The 20,046-nt window shown below is 37.8% G+C and carries 17 protein-coding genes; 16 read left to right on the forward strand and 1 reads right to left on the reverse strand.

Annotated elements, in window-relative coordinates:
* Window positions 1-117 precede the first annotated feature (117 nt).
* Window positions 118-996: a UTP--glucose-1-phosphate uridylyltransferase GalU gene (galU, locus tag ABIE27_RS07540; RefSeq protein ID WP_123065436.1), complete on the forward strand. Its 879-nt coding sequence runs from the start codon at window positions 118-120 to the stop codon at window positions 994-996.
* Between the two features lie 139 nt (window positions 997-1,135).
* On the opposite strand, the gene ABIE27_RS07545 is transcribed toward galU, so the two are convergent.
* Entirely contained in the window at window positions 1,136-3,601 is a 2,466-nt protein-coding gene (locus ABIE27_RS07545) for an O-antigen ligase family protein (protein WP_429350220.1), read from the reverse strand.
* Between the two features lie 215 nt (window positions 3,602-3,816).
* On the opposite strand from ABIE27_RS07545, the gene ABIE27_RS07550 reads away from it, so the two are divergent.
* The 15 genes from ABIE27_RS07550 (at window position 3,817) to ABIE27_RS07620 (ending at window position 20,043) form a co-directional block, all read left to right on the forward strand.
* Window positions 3,817-4,929 (forward strand): methyltransferase domain-containing protein, encoded by a 1,113-nt coding sequence (locus ABIE27_RS07550; protein WP_429350221.1) that lies wholly within the window; start codon window positions 3,817-3,819, stop codon window positions 4,927-4,929.
* A gap of 54 nt (window positions 4,930-4,983) precedes the next feature.
* Window positions 4,984-5,727 carry a sugar phosphate nucleotidyltransferase gene (locus tag ABIE27_RS07555; RefSeq protein ID WP_429350222.1) on the forward strand — a complete coding sequence of 248 codons (744 nt, stop codon included), beginning with the start codon at window positions 4,984-4,986 and terminating at the stop codon, window positions 5,725-5,727.
* A gap of 17 nt (window positions 5,728-5,744) precedes the next feature.
* Window positions 5,745-6,299, forward strand: coding sequence for a dTDP-4-dehydrorhamnose 3,5-epimerase (gene rfbC / locus ABIE27_RS07560; protein WP_429350223.1), 555 nt, complete (start codon window positions 5,745-5,747; stop codon window positions 6,297-6,299).
* A 25-nt stretch (window positions 6,300-6,324) separates the two neighbouring features.
* A complete protein-coding gene (gene rfbB, locus ABIE27_RS07565; protein ID WP_429350224.1) occupies window positions 6,325-7,350 on the forward strand; it encodes a dTDP-glucose 4,6-dehydratase in 1,026 nt (341 codons plus the stop codon).
* Window positions 7,347-8,216 (forward strand): dTDP-4-dehydrorhamnose reductase, encoded by an 870-nt coding sequence (gene rfbD, locus ABIE27_RS07570; RefSeq protein WP_429350225.1) that lies wholly within the window; start codon window positions 7,347-7,349, stop codon window positions 8,214-8,216. The genes rfbB and rfbD overlap by 4 nt, the downstream gene beginning before the upstream one ends.
* A 64-nt stretch (window positions 8,217-8,280) precedes the next feature.
* Window positions 8,281-9,798 carry an MBOAT family O-acyltransferase gene (locus ABIE27_RS07575; RefSeq protein WP_429350226.1) on the forward strand — a complete coding sequence of 506 codons (1,518 nt, stop codon included), beginning with the start codon at window positions 8,281-8,283 and terminating at the stop codon, window positions 9,796-9,798.
* Window positions 9,799-9,845: 47 nt separating this feature from the next.
* Window positions 9,846-10,904, forward strand: a complete 1,059-nt coding sequence (locus tag ABIE27_RS07580; RefSeq protein ID WP_429350227.1) for a hypothetical protein — start codon at window positions 9,846-9,848, stop codon at window positions 10,902-10,904.
* Window positions 10,905-11,081: 177 nt separating this feature from the next.
* On the forward strand, window positions 11,082-11,870 hold the full coding sequence (locus tag ABIE27_RS07585; RefSeq protein WP_429350228.1) for an ABC transporter permease: 789 nt from the start codon (window positions 11,082-11,084) through the stop codon (window positions 11,868-11,870).
* A complete protein-coding gene (locus tag ABIE27_RS07590) occupies window positions 11,833-12,669 on the forward strand; it encodes an ABC transporter ATP-binding protein (protein ID WP_429350229.1) in 837 nt (278 codons plus the stop codon). The genes ABIE27_RS07585 and ABIE27_RS07590 overlap by 38 nt, the downstream gene beginning before the upstream one ends.
* Before the next feature lie 40 nt (window positions 12,670-12,709).
* Window positions 12,710-15,997: a glycosyltransferase gene (locus tag ABIE27_RS07595; protein WP_429350230.1), complete on the forward strand. Its 3,288-nt coding sequence runs from the start codon at window positions 12,710-12,712 to the stop codon at window positions 15,995-15,997.
* Between the two features lie 5 nt (window positions 15,998-16,002).
* A complete protein-coding gene (locus ABIE27_RS07600) occupies window positions 16,003-17,130 on the forward strand; it encodes a hypothetical protein (RefSeq protein ID WP_429350231.1) in 1,128 nt (375 codons plus the stop codon).
* A 39-nt stretch (window positions 17,131-17,169) separates the two neighbouring features.
* Window positions 17,170-18,126: a glycosyltransferase family 2 protein gene (locus ABIE27_RS07605; RefSeq protein ID WP_429350232.1), complete on the forward strand. Its 957-nt coding sequence runs from the start codon at window positions 17,170-17,172 to the stop codon at window positions 18,124-18,126.
* Window positions 18,127-18,136: 10 nt separating this feature from the next.
* A complete protein-coding gene (locus ABIE27_RS07610) occupies window positions 18,137-18,931 on the forward strand; it encodes a sulfotransferase domain-containing protein (RefSeq protein ID WP_429350233.1) in 795 nt (264 codons plus the stop codon).
* Window positions 18,932-18,971: 40 nt separating this feature from the next.
* On the forward strand, window positions 18,972-19,694 hold the full coding sequence (locus ABIE27_RS07615; protein ID WP_429350234.1) for a glycosyltransferase family 2 protein: 723 nt from the start codon (window positions 18,972-18,974) through the stop codon (window positions 19,692-19,694).
* Window positions 19,681-20,043, forward strand: a complete 363-nt coding sequence (locus tag ABIE27_RS07620; RefSeq protein WP_429350235.1) for a DUF2304 domain-containing protein — start codon at window positions 19,681-19,683, stop codon at window positions 20,041-20,043. The genes ABIE27_RS07615 and ABIE27_RS07620 overlap by 14 nt, the downstream gene beginning before the upstream one ends.
* Window positions 20,044-20,046: the final 3 nt, after the last annotated feature.

The raw sequence follows: 20,046 nt of genomic DNA on the forward strand, positions 1-20,046 counted from the left end.
AAATTGTGGTAATGTATAGAGAAATGCACCACTTTTGCTAACCTGATTCATTGTTTATTTAATCCATTTGTCCTATTATATCTATACCTTATTGATCCAGCCAAAGGAGTGTTTCCTATACGTATCCGCAAAGCGATTATTCCAGCCGCCGGACTGGGAACCCGGTTTCTGCCTGCTACCAAGGCCATGCCGAAAGAAATGTTGCCCATCGTGGACAAGCCGACCATTCAATATATTATTGAGGAAGCCGTTGCCTCTGGGATTGAAGATATTATTATCGTGACAGGGAAAGGGAAACGAGCGATCGAGGACCACTTTGATTATTCCTTTGAACTTGAACAGAATCTCGCAGACAAACAGAAGTGGGATCTGCTGAACGAAGTGCGTAAACCTTCCGATATGGCTGACATTCATTATATCCGGCAAAAGGAACCGAAAGGACTTGGTCACGCGATCTGGTGTGCTCGCAAGTTCATTGGTAACGAGCCTTTTGCCGTCCTGCTCGGGGACGATATCGTAGAATCTGACAAGCCTTGTTTGCAACAGATGATGGAAGTCTATGACGAACTGCAGTCCCCGATTGTCGGCGTGCAACCTGTCGATTGGAGTGAAGTATCCCGTTACGGTATTATCGATGGAGAGTTGCTAACTCGTACGGATGAACGTGTCTTCCGTGCACGTCGTTTGATTGAAAAGCCGAAAACGGAGGATTCTCCTTCGAATCTGGCGATCATGGGCCGTTACATTCTTACTCCCGATATTTTCGAAATCTTGGGCAGGCAGTCTGCCGGTGTAGGCGGAGAGATTCAGTTGACCGATGCTTTATCCCGTCTGAATGAGCAAAGACAGATTCTCGCGTATCATTTTGATGGCTTGCGCCATGATGTGGGTGAGAAACTAGGTTTCATTGAAACATCCATTCACTATGCACTCCAGCGACCTGATCTGCGGGAGGATTTGCTGAAGTATTTGAAAGACATCGTGGTATCAGACTGATTAATGAATTTGTTCCTATACTTAAGTTATCAATCTGCTATTTCTTTAGAACGTTTCTACTAAGAACTGGACAAAAAAAGGTTTGCCTTATGAGGCAAACCTTTTTTATATAACACCATAACAACAAGTGTGGATGATTCTAATTAAAAGTTAATTCAGCGATTCGTTTTATTTCGTCTGCTTCACTAGATGAGATGGCAATCAGTTTATTATATAGAGCCTCGTCCATTTTAAATTCTCGTTTGAGCGAAGCGAGGTACCAACGAGCAATTTCACGATTTGTCGCATCCGTCAGATCTTCGGCAATTCCCGTTTTAAGTACAGCGGTAGCTCCTGGAAGGTCGTTGGACATATACTTCATTTTCCCAGCATTGAGAATCATCGTTGGAGTGACCTGGAATGGCTGACCTTGAAGCTGTCCTTTAGGGAGAGTTTTAAGGTGCTCCACTCCATCTACTACATGCTGGTATGCCTCAATTCCCGAAGAGAAATAAGCATTCTTTTTTGTAGTATCCCCTTGTCCCAGTGCCTGATACCCCAGATCGAATGAACGGCTAATCAATTGCTCATACCAATCCATATCCCAGATATAGTTGCTTGCATATTCTTTTCGTAGTGTGTACGCCTGCTCATTTTCACCCTTCAATTCGTATATGCCAATGAGTTGTTTTACCATACCTTTATTATATGGCTCTGCTTCGAGACCACGCTGCAACAATTGCACGGCTTCTGTGTAGAATTGCTCATCTTTCGTTTGCGTGTAGCCTTGTTGATAAAGTGACGCTAGAAGCATTAATGAGTCCGGATGTGTGCTACGGATGGACAAATCCTTGTCAAGTGGAGCTTTGATTTGCCGGAAATCTTGACTGCTTCGTGCGAGTTCATTACCTTCAATGGCATAATGATTAGCCTGTAAGAATCGAACAGAGATAATGAGAAGCACAATAATCGCTGTTCCAGCAACTGTACTGTACACTCCCCGTGCCGCAGCTTCTCCCATTTTCAAACGACGAGTGGGTTGAGGCTCAATCGCAGCACTCATGCCTCCAAGACCAAGGAATACCAGCATTCCAATAAAGACATAACTCATGTTGAAATCAAGAAGACTCAGCACGAGGATGGACATGGAAAGAATAAAGTACACGAAATGTGATTCGCGATCCTCTTCATTCCGTCTGACATACGAGCGTACATATTGATAGAAAACATATAGTATAAACGCCATAAATACTAAAAATCCAACGAGGCCAACTTCGACAAGATATTGCATGAAAAAGTTATGTGCCTGAGCACTGACATAAGGATTGTTCTGATATTTTTCATACAGTGCAGTCCATGCTCCGCCACCTGCCCCGATTACAGGATAATCAGCAAATAGTTTCGTGGCATCTTTGTAGAATGTGATACGCTCGAGCACACTGTGCTGCTGGAAGTTGATATTCTCAAGTCGTGTGCTAATACTGTCCGGCAAAATGTTACGTACGCCCGTACCGAGCAAAAGCACAGCAATCACAACGGTTAGAACTACAGAACCTAGCGGAATCCACACACTGGATGCTTTTCGAGCTGACCAAGATTGAAACTTGGCTTCCAGCATAGGGGCTACAAAACGCTGAATCGCCCAACACAACAACGCAACAACAAGCGAGGCTCCAATAAGGATCGCCCAGCTCTTGGCTGCAAGAGAACCTGTGAACTGCTTTTGAAGTTCAATTCCAGCAGTGTTAATCGGGTTTAAAACCAACAGCGTGCCAATAGCCGATACGGCACAATAGATAAACCATAGAATTTGTTTGGTTGGTTTAAGCAAAAGTAACAAGATAACAAATACGATTGGCAACATAACAAGTCCTGTACGAGAGAGCGTCAGAAGCAATGACAGGATAATGGGAACAAGCATGAAGCCATGCAACAGTTGTGTAAATATTCTTTTGGAACGAATCATGCTGAAGATGGAAATAAACAGAAAGGCCATTAGAAATGCTGCGTATGTATTGGGATACTGAAACACGGACGCAAGCCTCGCACCGTTGGAGTCGTTCCAGATCGCCTGGTTGTATACACCATTGATTACGCCTGCGGAAAACCATCCAACTAGTTTACCTGCAAAACTAAAGGCTCCTAGCCAATTTAACAAACCATATCCGACAATAACATATGCAATTCCTATTAAGGAAGATTGTATGATATGATTGATTTTGTTGTTTTGAAGCAGGTACATCGTCATCACGAAAATCATGGCATAAATACATTGGATGAGAATCATATTATTCGCCAAGTATTCTGATGCCGCATTAATTAGTGATAATACATAGGTAAGAGGGAGTAGTATAACGGCTACTTTGAGCCAATCTTGCTGTGTTTCTAACTTCATCTGTTTAAAGTAGATTGCCACCCATAATATAAATAGGAGGGTCGTAATGGCAACAGCCCAATAAATGGGTGCTTCAAATTGCAACAATTGACCATTAAATAACGCAACTTGGAACGCTGACCAGAGTAAAAATAAGATAAGTCCTACAGTCAGGAAGCATGAGAGAGGAGTAAGACCGGGGGAGGCTCTGTGAGGAGCATTCTCGGTTTTACCGTATACTGGATTAGACAAAATTAAAGTCTCCTTTGCTTGTAGATACTTTGATATTTTATCATAAGTTGAATCAACTAAGCTACCATATCCTACTTTGTTGACCTTTGATATGCTTAGTCATTTCTTTTACTTTTATGTTAATTAAATTAATTAAGTGAACCTTAGTTGTAACATGTTCATTTTGAATACCTGTTCCGGCATCGTAACGGAACTGTCAGAACCTATATTTTATCATGAAAGAGGAGATTAAAATGGAGGTAAACAGCGATAGTTACTGGAATAACAGATTCACACATGATTGGAAAGAGAAAGGGGGGAGAGATCAGACAAATTATTTTACAAACTTAGCTTGGAATAATTTACCTGAAAAATTTATCGAGTTGCTTAAATATAACAGAGGCCTTTCTATTTTGGATTGGGGATGTGCCGAAGGTGATGGAGTGAATTGCATTCAGGAGATGTTTCCGCTGATTAAGGTGAGTGGTCTTGATTTTTCAGCGGTAGCTATTGAAAATGCGAAAAAAAATTATCCTCAACATACATTCTATGATGGGTCATTAGAAGATTACGATAATAAATTCAGTATTATTTTTACTTCAAATACATTGGAGCATTTTGAGGATCCCTATCCCTGGATTAACCAGATTGCACGATATGCAGAACAATTTTTAATCATTATGGTTCCTTTTCAGGAGAAAGACCGGATTAAAGAACATTTTTTTTCATTTAATTATGATAGTTTCCCTTTGAAAATAAATGATTTTATGCTCGCATATTTTGCTGTTTTAGAAACTGATCCCGATTATTGGCCAGGTCAACAGTTATTACTGCTCTACTCAAGTATACATTCAGATTTGGTGAACGATTTTAACATAGAACAAGTTGTTCCTCCGAATCAAAATGATCGTTTCTCGAACTCTGAACTGGTTGTAAAACTTAAGGAAGAGTTGAGAAAGCGAGATCAGATTCATAAGTCATTGTTAAGCGAAAATCAAACGTATCGTGAATGGCTGGAGGCAGCCAAAGAGGAAACCAACGCTCGAGATCAAACAGTGACTATACTAAATGAAGATATCAAGACATATAAGCAGTGGTTAGAAGACTTACAAAATGCGAACTCGGATAAGGATAAAGTAGTGGCTTCACTACAGGCGGAAGTTAACACTTATCGCGAATGGGTAGAAAACCTCAAGAAAGAAGTGGAGTACAGGGATTTAGCTGTAGAAAATCTAAAAGAAACTAACGAAAAATTGAAAGGATGGGTGGAGCAACTTCAAGGGGAGGTAACTAAACGGGACGAAACGGTAAATTACTTTAAAAACAGGTTACATTCCGAAGACCGCTAATCAAATTAAACATAGCCCCGTAGTTAACAAGGCGAATGAATGGAGGATAAGTGCATGAAAGGTATAATACTTGCAGGGGGAACAGGTTCTCGATTATATCCATTAACTAAAGTGACGAATAAACATCTTCTTCCTGTAGGAAAGTACCCTATGATTTTTCACGCTGTCCACAAGCTCAAACAATCGAGGATCGAGGATATCTTGATTGTTACAGGTAAGGAACACATGGGAGACGTTGTGAATTTATTAGGTAGTGGAAATGAAATTGGAGTTAATTTTACGTATAAGGTTCAAGATGAGGCTGGTGGGATTGCGCAGGCTCTTGGTCTTGCTAAAGGTTTTGTGGGTAAAGATCAGATGATTGTAATTTTGGGGGATAACGTTTTTGCAGACGATATTGCCTCGTATGTTGAAAACTTTAAGATTCAGCAAACCGGTGCTAAAATTCTCATTCAGCAAGTGTCTGATCCTAATCGATTTGGTGTGCCCGAGATTGATGGGTCAAAGATCGTATCTATTGAAGAAAAACCTAAAACACCGAAGAGTAGTTATGCCGTTACAGGCATTTATATGTTTGATAGCCAAGTATTTGATATCATCCAAACATTAAAACCCTCGGCAAGAGGAGAACTTGAAATAACGGATGTAAATAATGCATATATTCAAAAAGGAGAACTCAGTTTTGATATATTGCACGGTTGGTGGACGGATGCGGGAACACATTCTTCACTTGCTCGAGCCAATGAGTTGGCTCAAGAAATCTTGTTTGGAGAAGAGTTTGGAAAGCTAAAACTATAGATGAAGGGGAATTATAAATGAAGGTGACGTCCTCCAAGCTACAAGGAGCCATTTTGCTTGAGCCAGTCGTTCACGGGGATCACCGTGGTTTTTTCTTGGAAAGCTATAATAGAGATAGCATGGGACAAAGCGGAGTTAAACATCATTTTATTCAAGATAATCAATCGTTGTCTGCGCAACCGGGCGTGCTCCGTGGTTTGCACTATCAATGTAACCCCAAGGCTCAAACAAAGTTGATTCGTGTTATTGCAGGTGCAATTTACGATGTCATCGTGGACATTCGTCAGGGTTCCCCTACTTTTGGACAGTGGGAAGGTTTTATTCTAAGCGAATATAATCTTCGGCAATTGCTAGTTCCGAAAGGATTTGCTCATGGCTTTTGTACACTTGTACCAAACACCCAAGTATTATACAAAGTAGACGAATACTATTCCCCCGAGAATGATCGAGGCATATTATGGAGTGACCCTGCACTCGAGATAGATTGGCCTATGACCAATCCGATTTTATCAGAGAAAGACCAGAAGCTTCCGTTGCTTAAAGATGCGGAGATGGACTTTATTTTCGGATAGAGAAATTACAGGAGGTTTCTGTCGAATGAAATTATTAATTACAGGCGGTGCCGGGTTTATTGGGAGCAATTTTGTATTATACATGTTGCAGCAGTATCCTGACTATGAAATTATTAACGTAGACACACTCACATATGCAGGAAATCTAGAAAATTTGAAATCACTTGAAGGGAATAAGAGGCATTCTTTCGTTAAAGCGGATATTACGGATTTATCTGAAATGGACCGTTTGATTGGACAGGGAGTAAATGTGATTGTAAACTTCGCGGCAGAGTCTCATGTTGACCGGAGTATTTTGGAGCCGGATGTATTCGTTCGTACGAATATAAATGGTACACAAGTTCTTTTGGAAGCTGCCAAGAAACATGCAGTCTCCAAATTTGTCCAGGTTTCGACAGACGAGGTATATGGTACACTAGGTCCAACTGGGTTGTTTACAGAAGAAACGCCTTTGAAGCCGAATAGTCCATATTCCGCTTCAAAAGCTGGAGGAGATTTGCTTGTTCGTGCGTATCATGAAACGTTTGATTTGCCAGTAAATATCACTCGATGCTCTAATAACTACGGGCCTTATCAGTTTCCTGAGAAGTTAATACCTCTCATGATTTCCAATGCACTTGCAAACAAAGATCTACCTGTGTATGGTGATGGATTGAACATTAGAGACTGGTTATACGTGGAAGATCACTGTAGTGCGATTGACTTAGTCATTCATCAGGGGCGTAATGGGGAAGTGTACAACATTGGCGGAAATAATGAGAGAACCAACATTCAAATTATAGAAACAATCTTGGAGCAACTTGGTAAACCTGAATCCTTGATTAAGTATGTTCAAGATCGTCCAGGTCATGATCGTAGGTATGGAATTGATCCAACGAAAACAATGTCTGAATTAGGCTGGAAGCCGAAACATACGTTCGAGACCGGAATTAAACAAACAATTCAATGGTATCTGGACAACAAGGAATGGTGGACCCGGATCCAATCTGGAGCGTATCAACAGTACTATGAGAAACAATATGGCTTTCGATTGGGAGAAGATGTATCGTGAAGGTGTTGGTCACAGGTGCTACTGGTCAAATGGGTAGAGATATAGTTCTACTATTACAGAAGGAAGGGTACAGTGTAGCTGCTTGCAGTCGCGAGCAACTGGATGTAACCGATCAGTCTGAGTGTCAAAAAGTTATCTCCTCTTATAATCCTGAAGTCGTTATTCATTGTGCGGCATATACAGCCGTAGATGCTGCAGAGAAAGATCATGTTGGGGCGTATAAAGTTAATGCGTTAGGAACACGTAATATCGCTCTTGCCTCTGAGAAATCGGATGCCAAGCTGATTTATATTAGCACTGATTACGTTTTTGATGGTAACAATGACATCCCATATCAGGAATACGATAACACTAATCCACAGAGCATATACGGAAAGTCTAAACGTGCAGGTGAAATGATGGTTCAGTCGTTTTCATCCAAATGGTTTATTGTTAGAACATCATGGGTGTACGGTCTGCATGGCAATAATTTTGTCAAAACAATGCTAAAACTTGGCCAAGAGAAACCAAAACTTCAAGTAGTCCACGATCAAAAAGGTTCACCTACGTATACCGTAGACTTGGCCAGACTGTTAATTGATCTCATGGTCACTGACAAATATGGAATATATCATGCATCAAATACGGGGGCTTGCACCTGGTATGAATTTACACAGGCCATCTTTGAGGAAGCCAAAGCTGTAGCTAACATTTCCATTCAAACTGAATTGGAGCCATGCACAACAGAACAATTTCCTCGTCCGGCACCGCGACCAAGAAATTCGGTGATGGATCATTTATCCATTCAAATAAACGATTTTCCCGACTTGCGCCATTGGCGCGAAGGACTTCGTGATTTTCTGATGAATTACTCAAATCATTCCTGAAACGCATAAAATATTGAACGGGTTGTTGGAGTGAATCCGGCAATCCGTATTTTAAGTTTGCTTTTTGCTGAATGTACCTCAAGTTACTTATGAATCAGGACGTGCAGATATGTTATTTAATTCACCACAATTCATTTTCCTCTTTTTTCCCGTTGTGTTTATAGGATATTTTGTTATTAGTACTTTTGTTTCACGGATAGGTTCAAGAGTCTGGCTCGTTGGATGTTCGTTATTTTTTTATAGTATGTGGAATACTAAATACATACCTCTTATTTTATTTTCTATCTTCTTGAATTACATTGTTGGAAGACTATTAATACAAAGACCTCGTAAATTTCTTCTTGTTATAGGTATTATATCTAATTTAAGTTTATTGGGCTATTACAAGTATCTTGACTTCATTATACAGAATGTAAATCAAATGTTTGCTTTCCATATTCCTCTTCTTAATCTGGCTTTACCACTAGCAATCAGTTTTTATACATTTCAACAAATATCTTATTTAGTGGATTGTTACAGAGGCAAAGTGGACAACTATAGTTTAGTAAACTACTTGTTATTTATAACATTTTTTCCTCACCTTATAGCGGGGCCGATTGTCCATCATAGAGTGATGATGCCACAATTCCAAAGTGTATCAAACGTTAAAATTAACTACCATAACATTGCGCTGGGCTTTTTCTGTTTTTCTATAGGTCTGTTTAAAAAAGTAATTCTGGCTGATAGATTATCCCTTACAGTTGCAGATGGGTTAGGTAATTTAAGTACACTGTCATTCTTTGATGCTTGGACAGTCATTCTATCGTATACATTTCAACTTTATTTTGATTTTAGCGGTTACTCTGATATGGCCATTGGATTGGCTTTGTTTTTCAATATTAAACTCCCTATTAACTTTAACTCTCCCTACAAAGCGAGTGATTTTCAAGACATGGTCTCTCGATGGCATATTACACTAACACGATTTCTATATGAATATGTATATGTCCCTATGATTAGATATCTAAGTCAAAAAGCGAGAAGAGGCTTTAGGATCAACTGGAGTACAAGTGTCAAAACGTCTTTCAATGTAATGTTGTTAATGCTGTTGAGTGGAATATGGCATGGCGCCGGCTGGAATTTTATGATTTGGGGGTTGCTTATGGGAGGAGGAATTATTGTTCACAGATTGTGGTCCAAACTAGGTGTTAAACTCCCAATTATACTTGGATGGGGTATAACTTTTTGTTACATAAATATCATTCTGGTGTTTTTTAGAACAGAAAGTTTGGAGCAGGCGGCAACTTTCTTAGAAGCTCTCTTAGGGTTGAATGGTTTTATTTTACCGCAACAATTACAAGAACCCTTGAATACTCTTACTGAGTTTGGTATTCGTTTTGAAAGCACACCTTTGCAAAATAAATATAAAGCTTTAGGTTATGTTGTTTTAAGTCTAATCATCGTGTTGGGATTTAAAAACACTGCTGAAAAAATGGAGAAATTCAAGCCGAGTTATCCAATGCTTATTTTTGTTGTATTAATTTTGTTTTACTCGATTCTTCATCTGACACAGGTATCAGAGTTTCTTTATTTTAACTTTTAGGGAATGTGGGCGTGACTGTGGTGACATATAAAAGGTGGGTTTTTTCCTTGATGGGCGTAGCTTTCCTACTGTTAGTTATCTGTGGGGGAGTTAATTACCTCATCGATCCTTATGGAGCTTATCAGGATATTCGAAAAAAGTATAATTACAGCAAACATATCAATAGTGATCCATATATGTTTAAAGCGATGCATATTAAAATGACTCAACCTGATTCGATCGTTCTCGGTACATCCAGAGCTATGAGGCTGGACCCAGCAGTAATTGAAAGATTAACAGGAGAAAATGCATATAATTTGGGTCTGCCCGCGGCAACGCCTTTCATTAATTATGAATATTTAAAATATTCGATTCAAAGTGACCCGAAATTGAAGACAGTATATCTTGGCCTGGATTTCGAGGTATTTGAGGAAAGTTACCCTGTTCACGCAAATTTTAACCAAAAAAGAATAGATTCGAATGTTCCATTTCAAGATATTTTTGCAACCCTTTTCTCGGAGAGGGCACTCAAAGATAGTTATGAAGTACTGATTGATAACTTGGAAGGTCGGTCTAGATTTACTGAATACCGATATCTAGCTGATGGTAGTTTTGATGAGAAGATGATCTTTCCACCTAATGGCAACCAATTGACATTAAACATGATGCCTTCAAAATATAGTTTGTCGAAAAATAGTATCCAGTATGTTTCCGAGATTAAAGAATTATGTGAGAAACATCAGATTAAGTTATACATCTATATTAGTCCGATTCATGCTATTCTTTTGGAACAACTATGGCAGAGTGGTTTATGGAGTGCTTATGAGGATTGGAAAAGAGCGTTAGTTGGTATCGCTCCAATATGGGACTTCTCAGGATACAACGAAATTTCAATGAGTGAGTTAAAAGGTAGCGCTAATTATAATGATTTATCTCATTTTTCTAAAAAGATAGGTACTCTCATACTAGCTCGAATTCTTGACGATTCAAGAGAATCGGGGAATCCTGCATTTGGAGTTTATGTTACTCCTCGTAATCTTGAAGATCATCTTAAAAATATAATAGCCAGCCGAAACTTATGGGAGCAAAGGGGAGAGGATATGGCAGATTTACTCAAAAATTATTGATTGAAGTCATTTGGAAATGAGAAAATCTTTTTTTCAATTTTTATTTACTGTTTAAAGTGAGTGCTTTCGACAAAGTTAGAGTTATTGAGTGCATGAGTAGATTTAATTTGTTACACTGTACAATAGGGAATTTTAAGAGGGACATGGTAGCAAGTCAGTGAGAGGGGTAAGGAACCGTTGATTGAAAAATATAGTGTTTATTTGAAAACATTCAAAAAGTATTCATATTTATTATCTTTATTAGTGAAGAAAGATATTAAAAAAAAGTATAAAGGTTCAGTTTTAGGAATCATATGGAGCTTTGTAAACCCTCTATTGAACATGATCATACTTTCGTTCGTATTTTCGACATTATTCAAGGGAACAATCGACAACTTGCCTGTGTATATTTTAAGTGGGTTGCTCTTGTTTAGTTTTTTTTCATTGAGTACAACCAGCGGCATGACGTCTATTATTGCCTCTGAGCATCTAATAAAAAAAATATATATTCCTAAGTATATTATTACCATATCCACGATTATATCAAACTTTGTATTCTTTTTAATTTCTCTGCTTGTTCTGTTAGTCGTCATGTTGACTTCTGGAACAGAAATTACACCGTATATTCTCTATTCACCGATTTATCTTGGCCTCTTGTTTGTATTTTGTGCGGGGATCAGTTTACTCCTAGCAGCAGGTACGGTTTTTTTTAGAGATATTGAACACATCTATTCGATACTTATTACTGCGCTGATGTATTCTTCAGCAATTTTTTATCCTAGTGAGATTATACCTGGGAAATACAAGTTTTTATTAGATTGGAACCCAGTTTATCATTTTATTCATGGTTTTAGAACTGTAGTGTATTATGGGCAACCACTGGATATGCAGAATCTGCTGATTTGTGTGGTAATGGCTTGTATCAGTCTTTTAATCGGAGTGCTTGTATTTGAGCGAAATCAAAATAAATTTATTTTCCACATATAAAAAAACAGAGGTGGCAAAGCCCTTGGAATACTCGGATATAATTTTAAATAATGTCACTGTAAACTTCAGATTGTCCAATGAAAAGGTGGATAGTCTAAAGGATTACATGATACGCCTTGTGAGAAATAAGTTGAAATACACCGAATTCCGCGCTCTGGATAGCATCAATATGCGAATTAAACGTGGTGAGCGAGTAGGGATTATCGGTCATAATGGAGCGGGGAAAAGTACTTTGCTTAAAGTTATATCAGGTGTGCTTAAACCAACTAATGGGCAAGTACATGTAAGTGGGAGTGTTGCTCCTTTGCTTGAACTCGGTGCAGGTTTTGATGAAGAATTTTCTGGGATGGATAACATTTATTTGAATGGTGCAATTCTTGGGAAGTCAAAAGCATATCTGGACAGCAAGCTTAAAGTAATCATTGACTTCTCGGAGTTAGAATCATTTATTCATCACCCCGTTAAAAATTACTCATCAGGAATGCGGGCAAAACTGGGATTTGCCATAGCAACTCACCTTGAGTCGGATATTGTAATTATCGATGAAATTCTGAGCGTAGGTGACGAGAACTTTAAAATTAAAAGTGAGAAAAAAATCGCTGATATAGTGAATAGTGGTAAAACACTATTGTTGGTTTCGCATAGCATAGAAAAAATAAAAGCTTTGACGGATAAGGTGATTTGGATGGAGAAGGGAAAGATTATTTTAGTCGGATCATCGAAAGAAGTATGTGATTCTTATTTGAAGTATATCCATGGCGAGCATTCGGATGGCTTGGTGCATCAACAGGGGACATAATTGAAAACGACGAGATTGTAACTGAAAGGTGAACTGTGAGATGAAAAATGTAGTATGTGTATTAGGGATGCATAGAAGCGGATCATCCTTATTAATGAGAGCACTGCATAATTTGGGGATCGATCTTGGTGAAGAAGAAAAGTATGTCTCGTATGGAGAAGACAATCCTGAGGGCTTTTGGGAGCATAAGGAGATTGTTGGAATTCATGAAAAGATATTAGCTGTTCTTAATCGGGGATGGGACAGCCTTCTGCCGTTGCCTGAAAATTGGCTACTTGATCCTCAAATCATAGAATACAAAAAAGAACTCATAAATCTCGTAAAGGAAGAATTCGGGACATCAACTTTATGGGGATGGAAGGACCCACGAACTTGCCTGTTTCTTCCATTATGGAAGGAAATTTTCGATATTTTAGATTTGAATGTAAAGTATGTAATCTCTTCGCGTAACCCATTAGATATTGCAGTCTCGTTAAACAAACGGAATAATATATCCAAAGAATACGGTGTAGCATTATGGTATCATTATATGATCAATGTATTGCACTACACGAAGGGTAGCGAACGAATACTTGTAAATTATGATGCTTTAATTGAAAATCCACATATTCAGATTGAGCAAATCGTAGAATTTTGTGATTTGAAACTTTCTGATGAAGCTGTAGAACAGGTTAGAAACAGCATTAAAATTGAACTCAGACATAGTTTGTCTTCCTATAAAGAGCTGACGTTATATGCACCTCGTTTCGTTATGGATCTGTACGTTAACTTAGAAAAGCTGATTCTTGATACTGATGAAGAGTACTCGCAACGTTATCTCACGTATCAATCTTACAACAAGTTGCTACAGACAGAAGTATTACAAGATCAAATTTCTGCGGCTAATCACTCGAATGAAAAGTTACAGCACCAATATGATGCACTTGCTACAGAGCTGAAAAGTGTCAATCAAAAATATGTTCAGCAATTAGAGTACGTTAATGTTAATAACGAACTCCGTGAATTGGAACAGGAGTTAAATGATTCCAAAACGGAGAATATACAATTGCGTACAGAAGCAACCGATAATAAACGTGAAGCAGAGGATGCCAACATTCAATTGGATCTGTTAAACAGAGAGCTCTGCTTAAAAAATCAATCGATGGAAAAAGCGGTAGCGCTCTCCATAGAGTTGTCAAAAACAAAGATGTTTAAACTTGTACACTTTATGTATCGCGTCAAGCATCAATTAATCAGAGGCGGCTATAAAGAGAAGAAGGAGTTTTTCGCCTGGTTACTGAAACGCAGAAATAAAAGGTTGTACATTAGTGATCATCGTTTCAATCCTTTGTATCAAGTCATTGACACGATCAATTTAAACTCATATGATTCACTGCCTATTCGCCAGAACCAACTTGAATCCAAACCACCAGCAGATTCTAAGGAATCTGTACATGCTTTCAAAGCGAGGTTTGATTATAACCGTATTTACAACAAGATGGATGTCATCATCTTATCTATTATTGACCATAGTTTTCGTTATCAACGACCACAACATTTGTCAAAGATATTTTCCTCTCAAGGGCATCGTGTCTTCTATATTAACGCGAATTTTACAAATGTTGAAAACAAGATTGAAGAAATATCCGAAAATGAGTGGATTGTTTCACTTCGATCTGACAAACAGCATATTTATAGTGTTGGTAATGAAGAAATGTCCTTTATTACTACTCAACTGGAGAAAATTATTGAAGAGTATGGTATTCGTGATTGCTTTGTTACAGTTCAGTATCCGACATGGTATAGCAGTGCTAATAGCTTAAAAGAGAAATTTGGTTTTAGTATGGTAACGGATTATTTGGACGATTTTACAGGCTTCCAGGAGACAGCCAACTCATATTTATCTGAAACGTCAACTAAACTACTTAAAAATAGTGACCTGATCGTTGCTTCATCCAACTATTTGGCGAATAAAGCCTTATATTATTCAGAACAGATATCTATTGTTCGCAATGGTACGGAATATTCCCGATTTAACAAGGCTTATCGCCCAGAACGAAAACCGAAAAAGAATAAAATTGTAGGGTATTACGGCGCTGTTTCTCACTGGTTCGATTTTGGAAAGGTTGAGTTTCTGGCTACTCATTTACCTGAAGTAGAATTTGTTATTATCGGTGATATTACTGATGGTAAAGAAAGATTAACTAATTTTTCGAACATTAAACTATTGGGCGAAAAGAAATATCAAGAACTTCCTGGATACTTGGAAACGTTTGATGTATGTTTAATTCCTTTTGATACTTCAACAGATCTAATTCAAGCGACCAATCCTGTAAAATTTTATGAATATTTGAGTGCAGGCAAAAAGATTGTAGCCACTGAACTCCCTGAATTAATGCCATACCGAAATAAATTTGTCTATCTAACTAATGAAAATGATTTATTTCTTGATTATGTGAATCGGTGTTTAGAGGGAAATGATGAGCTAGCTCCTGCAAGTGAATGCTTACAATTTGCAGAATCAAACGACTGGAAAAACCGAGGAATAGATTTCTTGGATGCAGTACACTCATCCTTACCACTAGTGTCAATAATTGTCCTGACATATAATCAGCTGGAGTATACAAAAAAATGTATCGATAGCATCATTAACAAAACGGCCTATTCTCGTTATGAAATAATCATTGTTGATAACATGTCTACTGATGGAACAAAAGAATACTTGATAGAGCTTGAAAAAAATGTTGAACAAGTAACCATAATTCTTAACGACACGAACTATGGATTCGCAGGTGGAAATAACATAGGTTTAAAAAAGGCCAAAGGAGATTTTTTCATTTTGCTGAACAACGATACTGTTGTTACGCGAGGGTGGTTAACAGGTTTGATTAAACACTTCAATGATGATCCTCAACTTGGACTGCTTGGGCCTGTAACGAACTCCATTGGAAATGAAGCGATGATTAAAACTTCATACGATACGATTAATGATATGGAGCAATTTGCGTATCAGTATACTTCTGAGCATAAGGGAGAGTTAAATACCAGAATCAGGGCTTTAGCCATGTACTGCGTAGTTATTCCACGGAGGGTATTTGAGACCATTGGTTTTCTTGACGAAAACTATAGGATTGGCATGTTTGAAGATGATGATTATTCCATGGCTGCACTACAATCTGGTTATAGTCTGGCTTGTGCTGAGGATGTTTTTATTCATCACTTTGGTAGTGTATCATTCAAAAAATTGGAAGATAAGAAGTACAAGGAGATATTTGACAGCAACAAAAGCTATTTCGAGAAGAAGTGGAATGCTACTTGGCTTCCTCATAAATATCGGGACGGGATTTGATATCGTTGAACATCGCTTATTTTTCGCCCATTCACTGGTCCTTTTTGAAGCAACGTCCGCAACACTTAGCTGAGGAATTTTCCAAGCATGATCACGTTTTCTTTATTGAGCCTTCAGTCAGTTTGTTGCATTCGATAAGGCATCGTAACAATGATTGTCGTCCTTTAGAATATCAAGTCAGTGATACTTTAAAAGTAGTAAGGCCAGACGGTCGATACCGCTTGCCCAAATTTTTTGATTTAGTGGATGTTACGGGTTTGAACTTGTGGCATGAGCAAAAAAGTCTACAATCGATTATACAGGCTGCTGATATTATATGGATCAGCAGTCCTCTCTATTATGGCTATATTTTAAATAGTAAAAAGCCAATTGTATATGACAAAATGGATAAATATGATCAATTAACGACCAATCCCTTTCTAAAACGTCTGATTTTGAAGAATGAATCTAAACTTTTGCAACGTGCAAATCTCGTTTTTGCCTCTTCTAAGCAATTGTATGATGATCTCGTAGTCCAAACCAATAATGTGAAGCTTATACGGAATGGACTTGATTCCAGTTTGTGTTGGAAAAGGGGAAGCGAGAAAGAGCCAGAAGTTCTTAATAAACTCAAGAATCTGAAGGGATATAGTAACGTTACATTGTTTGGTTACGTTGGGGCAGTGGATCATTGGTTCGACTATGAGGCAATTCAGTTGATATTAAATTATAGCCCGAATTTTCATGTTGTTATCGTAGGCTATAACAACCTTCCTCGAATAAATCATGATAATCTTCATTATATTGATAGCGTACCTAAACAAGAATTGGCAGAGATAATCCCTCAATTTGATGTTTGCTTATACCCTTTTAGACAGACGGATTGGTTGGATACCATTGATCCTGTCAAAATTTATGAGTATCTTAGTTTTAATAAGCCTGTAATATCTGTAAGAAGTATGGAAACAGTCAGATTCGCGGATTATATCCAGATTTATGGAACGTATAATGAATTTGTTGAAATTTTGGACAGGATCCCTGTTCTTTCAGTACCGTTTTTAGCTGAAGAGCAATTACATCAATTCATTGATGAGAACAGCTGGACAATGCGTGCAGAGGAAGTAAGAGAACACTTTCAACTGCTTGAATCTTAAAAATTGGTCAAACCCACTGATAGCAAGTGAGGTGAAGATGTGGGCTGGAACAGCGAAGTCAAAGTCGATATATTAATGGCAACTTACAACGGAGAAGCCTATCTTGCGCAACAGATCAGTTCAATCACCGATCAGGACTACAGTAATTGGAAGCTTATAATTAGGGATGATGGATCATCTGATGCAACCATTGATATCATTACTAGTTACATGAATTCATACCCTGACAAAATTGTACTCATTACTGATGAAGATCATTTGGGGGCGCGAGGAAGCTTCTCTAGATTGTTAACCTTATCAAGATCCGAGTATGTTATGTTCTGTGATCAGGATGATATTTGGTTGAGTCACAAAATTCGGGTTACTTTAGAGAAAATGCTTGAACTGGAAAAAGACAGGCCAGGCAGGCCGCTTATGGTTCACAGTGATTTAATCGTCGTTGGGAGAAACGAAGAGGCAATAGCTCCTTCTTTTTGGTCTTATCAATATCTAGATCCTTCTCAAAACTCATTAAATAATTTATTGATTCAAAATATAGTAACCGGATGCACAGTTATGATTAATGAAGGTTTGAAGAATTTGGTTGTGGATATACCGGATGATGTGATAATGCATGATTGGTGGCTTGCACTTATAGCTAGCTTGAGCGATGGTGTCTTTCACATTAACGAACCGACAATAATGTATCGCCAGCACGGGAGTAATAGTATTGGTGCTCAAAGGTATGGGATAAAGACATATTTCAAGAAATACGGAACAGCCAGGCAGACTTTGAACAAACTCATAGTTCAAGCATCTTCTCTTCAACAAAAATATATCCACAAATTCAACAATGAACAATCTCGTGTAGTTAAAGCTTTTGTGGAATTGCCGGAAACAGGAAAAATTCAACGATTAATTGTACTGAATCGTTATTCTATTCATAAGCAAGGATGGCTTAGGAAAATGGCGTTTTGCTTACTGTTATTATCTTGGAAAAAACAAAAAAAGCAATGAGGAGATAAGCATGTTTTTTAGACGAAAAAAACTTCCTGATTTTCTGATTATTGGAGCACAGAAAGCAGGAACAACTTCATTATACAATTATCTTACTCAACATCCTCAGGTAGAGCAGGCGATCGAGAAAGAATTACATTATTTTGACTTGAACTATGACAAGTCCTTTGAGTGGTATTTGAAATCTTTTCCTGAGCTGGGGAAGAGCAGAAAGAACATCACAGGTGAAGCTTCACCTTATTATATCTTTCATCCTAGCTGTGCGAAGCGAATAAAAGAAAAATTGCCTAAAGTCAAGTTGATTATTATACTTCGAAATCCTGTAGATCGAGCTTACTCTCATTATCATCATGCTGTACGTAATTTGGGGGAAACATTACCTTTTGAAGAAGCGATCGAAAGGGAGGAAGCACGCCTAGCAGGAGAACTGGAAAAGATGGAAACAGACCCGCTCTATTGCAGTTATAATTATCAGCACTATTCTTACTTAAGTAGAGGAATATACGTCGATCAGTTGAAGAAGTGGTACAGCCTCTTTCCCAATAAACAAATTCTATTGTTAAAATATGAGGATTTGTTATCTAATCCTTCTGATTATATGAAAAAAGTGTCTAACTTTTTGAAGATCTCTTCTCATGACTATACATTCGATATCTTTAATCAGGGTGCATATAGCAAGATAAGTGAAGAGACAAAAAAACAGTTAGAACAATTTTTCAAACCTCATAATGAGGAGCTTCATAAGTTTGTACAACATGATTTGAAGTTGACAGCTTTTTCTATTGCGGACTGGATGAATAAATAACCTATAAACGTAAAATTGACTTTTCTGAGGTGTGGTAGGTGTGAAAATATTAGTGATCGTACCAGCGTACAACGAGGCAGACAATATTCAAAACTTAATTATGAGTCTTAGACACGAAATTGAGGTGGAGTTCGATATTGTAGTCATTAACGATTGTTCTACTGATTCGACATCAAATGCAGCGTTTGAAGTGGGAGCAAATGTAATTGATCTTCCATGTAATTTAGGTATCGGGGGAGCAGTTCAGACAGGCTATAAATATGCCTATAAACATAATTATGATATAGCTATACAAGTAGATGGTGACGGGCAACATAATCCAAAGTTTATAAAAGATTTGATTGAGCCAATTATACTAAAAAAAGCTGATTTCGTTATAGGCTCCCGGTTTTTAGAGAGGGAGGGTTTTCAGTCTTCTGCACTGAGGAGAATAGGTATTGTATATTTTAGTAAAATTATATACTTACTTACTAAACAAAAAGTAACTGATCCAACATCTGGATTCAGAGCCTGCAATGCCAGTATCATAAAAATGTTCGCTAATAGTTATCCCATTGATTATCCAGAGCCAGAAACAATAGTTTTTCTAAAAAGGAATGAATTCACTATTAAAGAAATTCCTGTTGTGATGGAAGAGCGAGTAGGTGGGGTTTCGTCTATAAATCTGTTGAAGTCAGTGTATTATATGGTCAAAGTCTCCATCGCAATCTTAATTGACCTGATGAGAGATAGAAAAGGAGTCATCAAAAATGGTTCCGTTTAAACTACACATTATATTAATCATAATATCGTCAGTAGGGTTTTTGTTCATTTTGAATTTAATTAGGAGGAACAAATTAGAATTGAAGTTTTCATTAATATGGTTCTTTTTTAGTTTGTTTCTATTGCTGGTAGGATTATTTCCTAACCTTTCTGTTTTGATATCTTTATTATTTGGGATAGAAACGCCAGTAAACACCATTTTCCTTATTGTACATTTCGGGACAATTAGTACGCTTTTTAGTCTCACTATTGCTTTATCTAGAAGTCATGTTAGAAATAAGAATATAATACAAGAAATGGGATTATTGAAACAAGAAATCTCAGAACTGAAAAACAAACTTGAAAGATAAGAG

The organism is Paenibacillus sp. 4624 (genome assembly GCF_050435065.1).
In the GTDB taxonomy this organism is placed as follows: Bacteria; Bacillota; Bacilli; order Paenibacillales; family Paenibacillaceae; genus Paenibacillus; species Paenibacillus amylolyticus_D.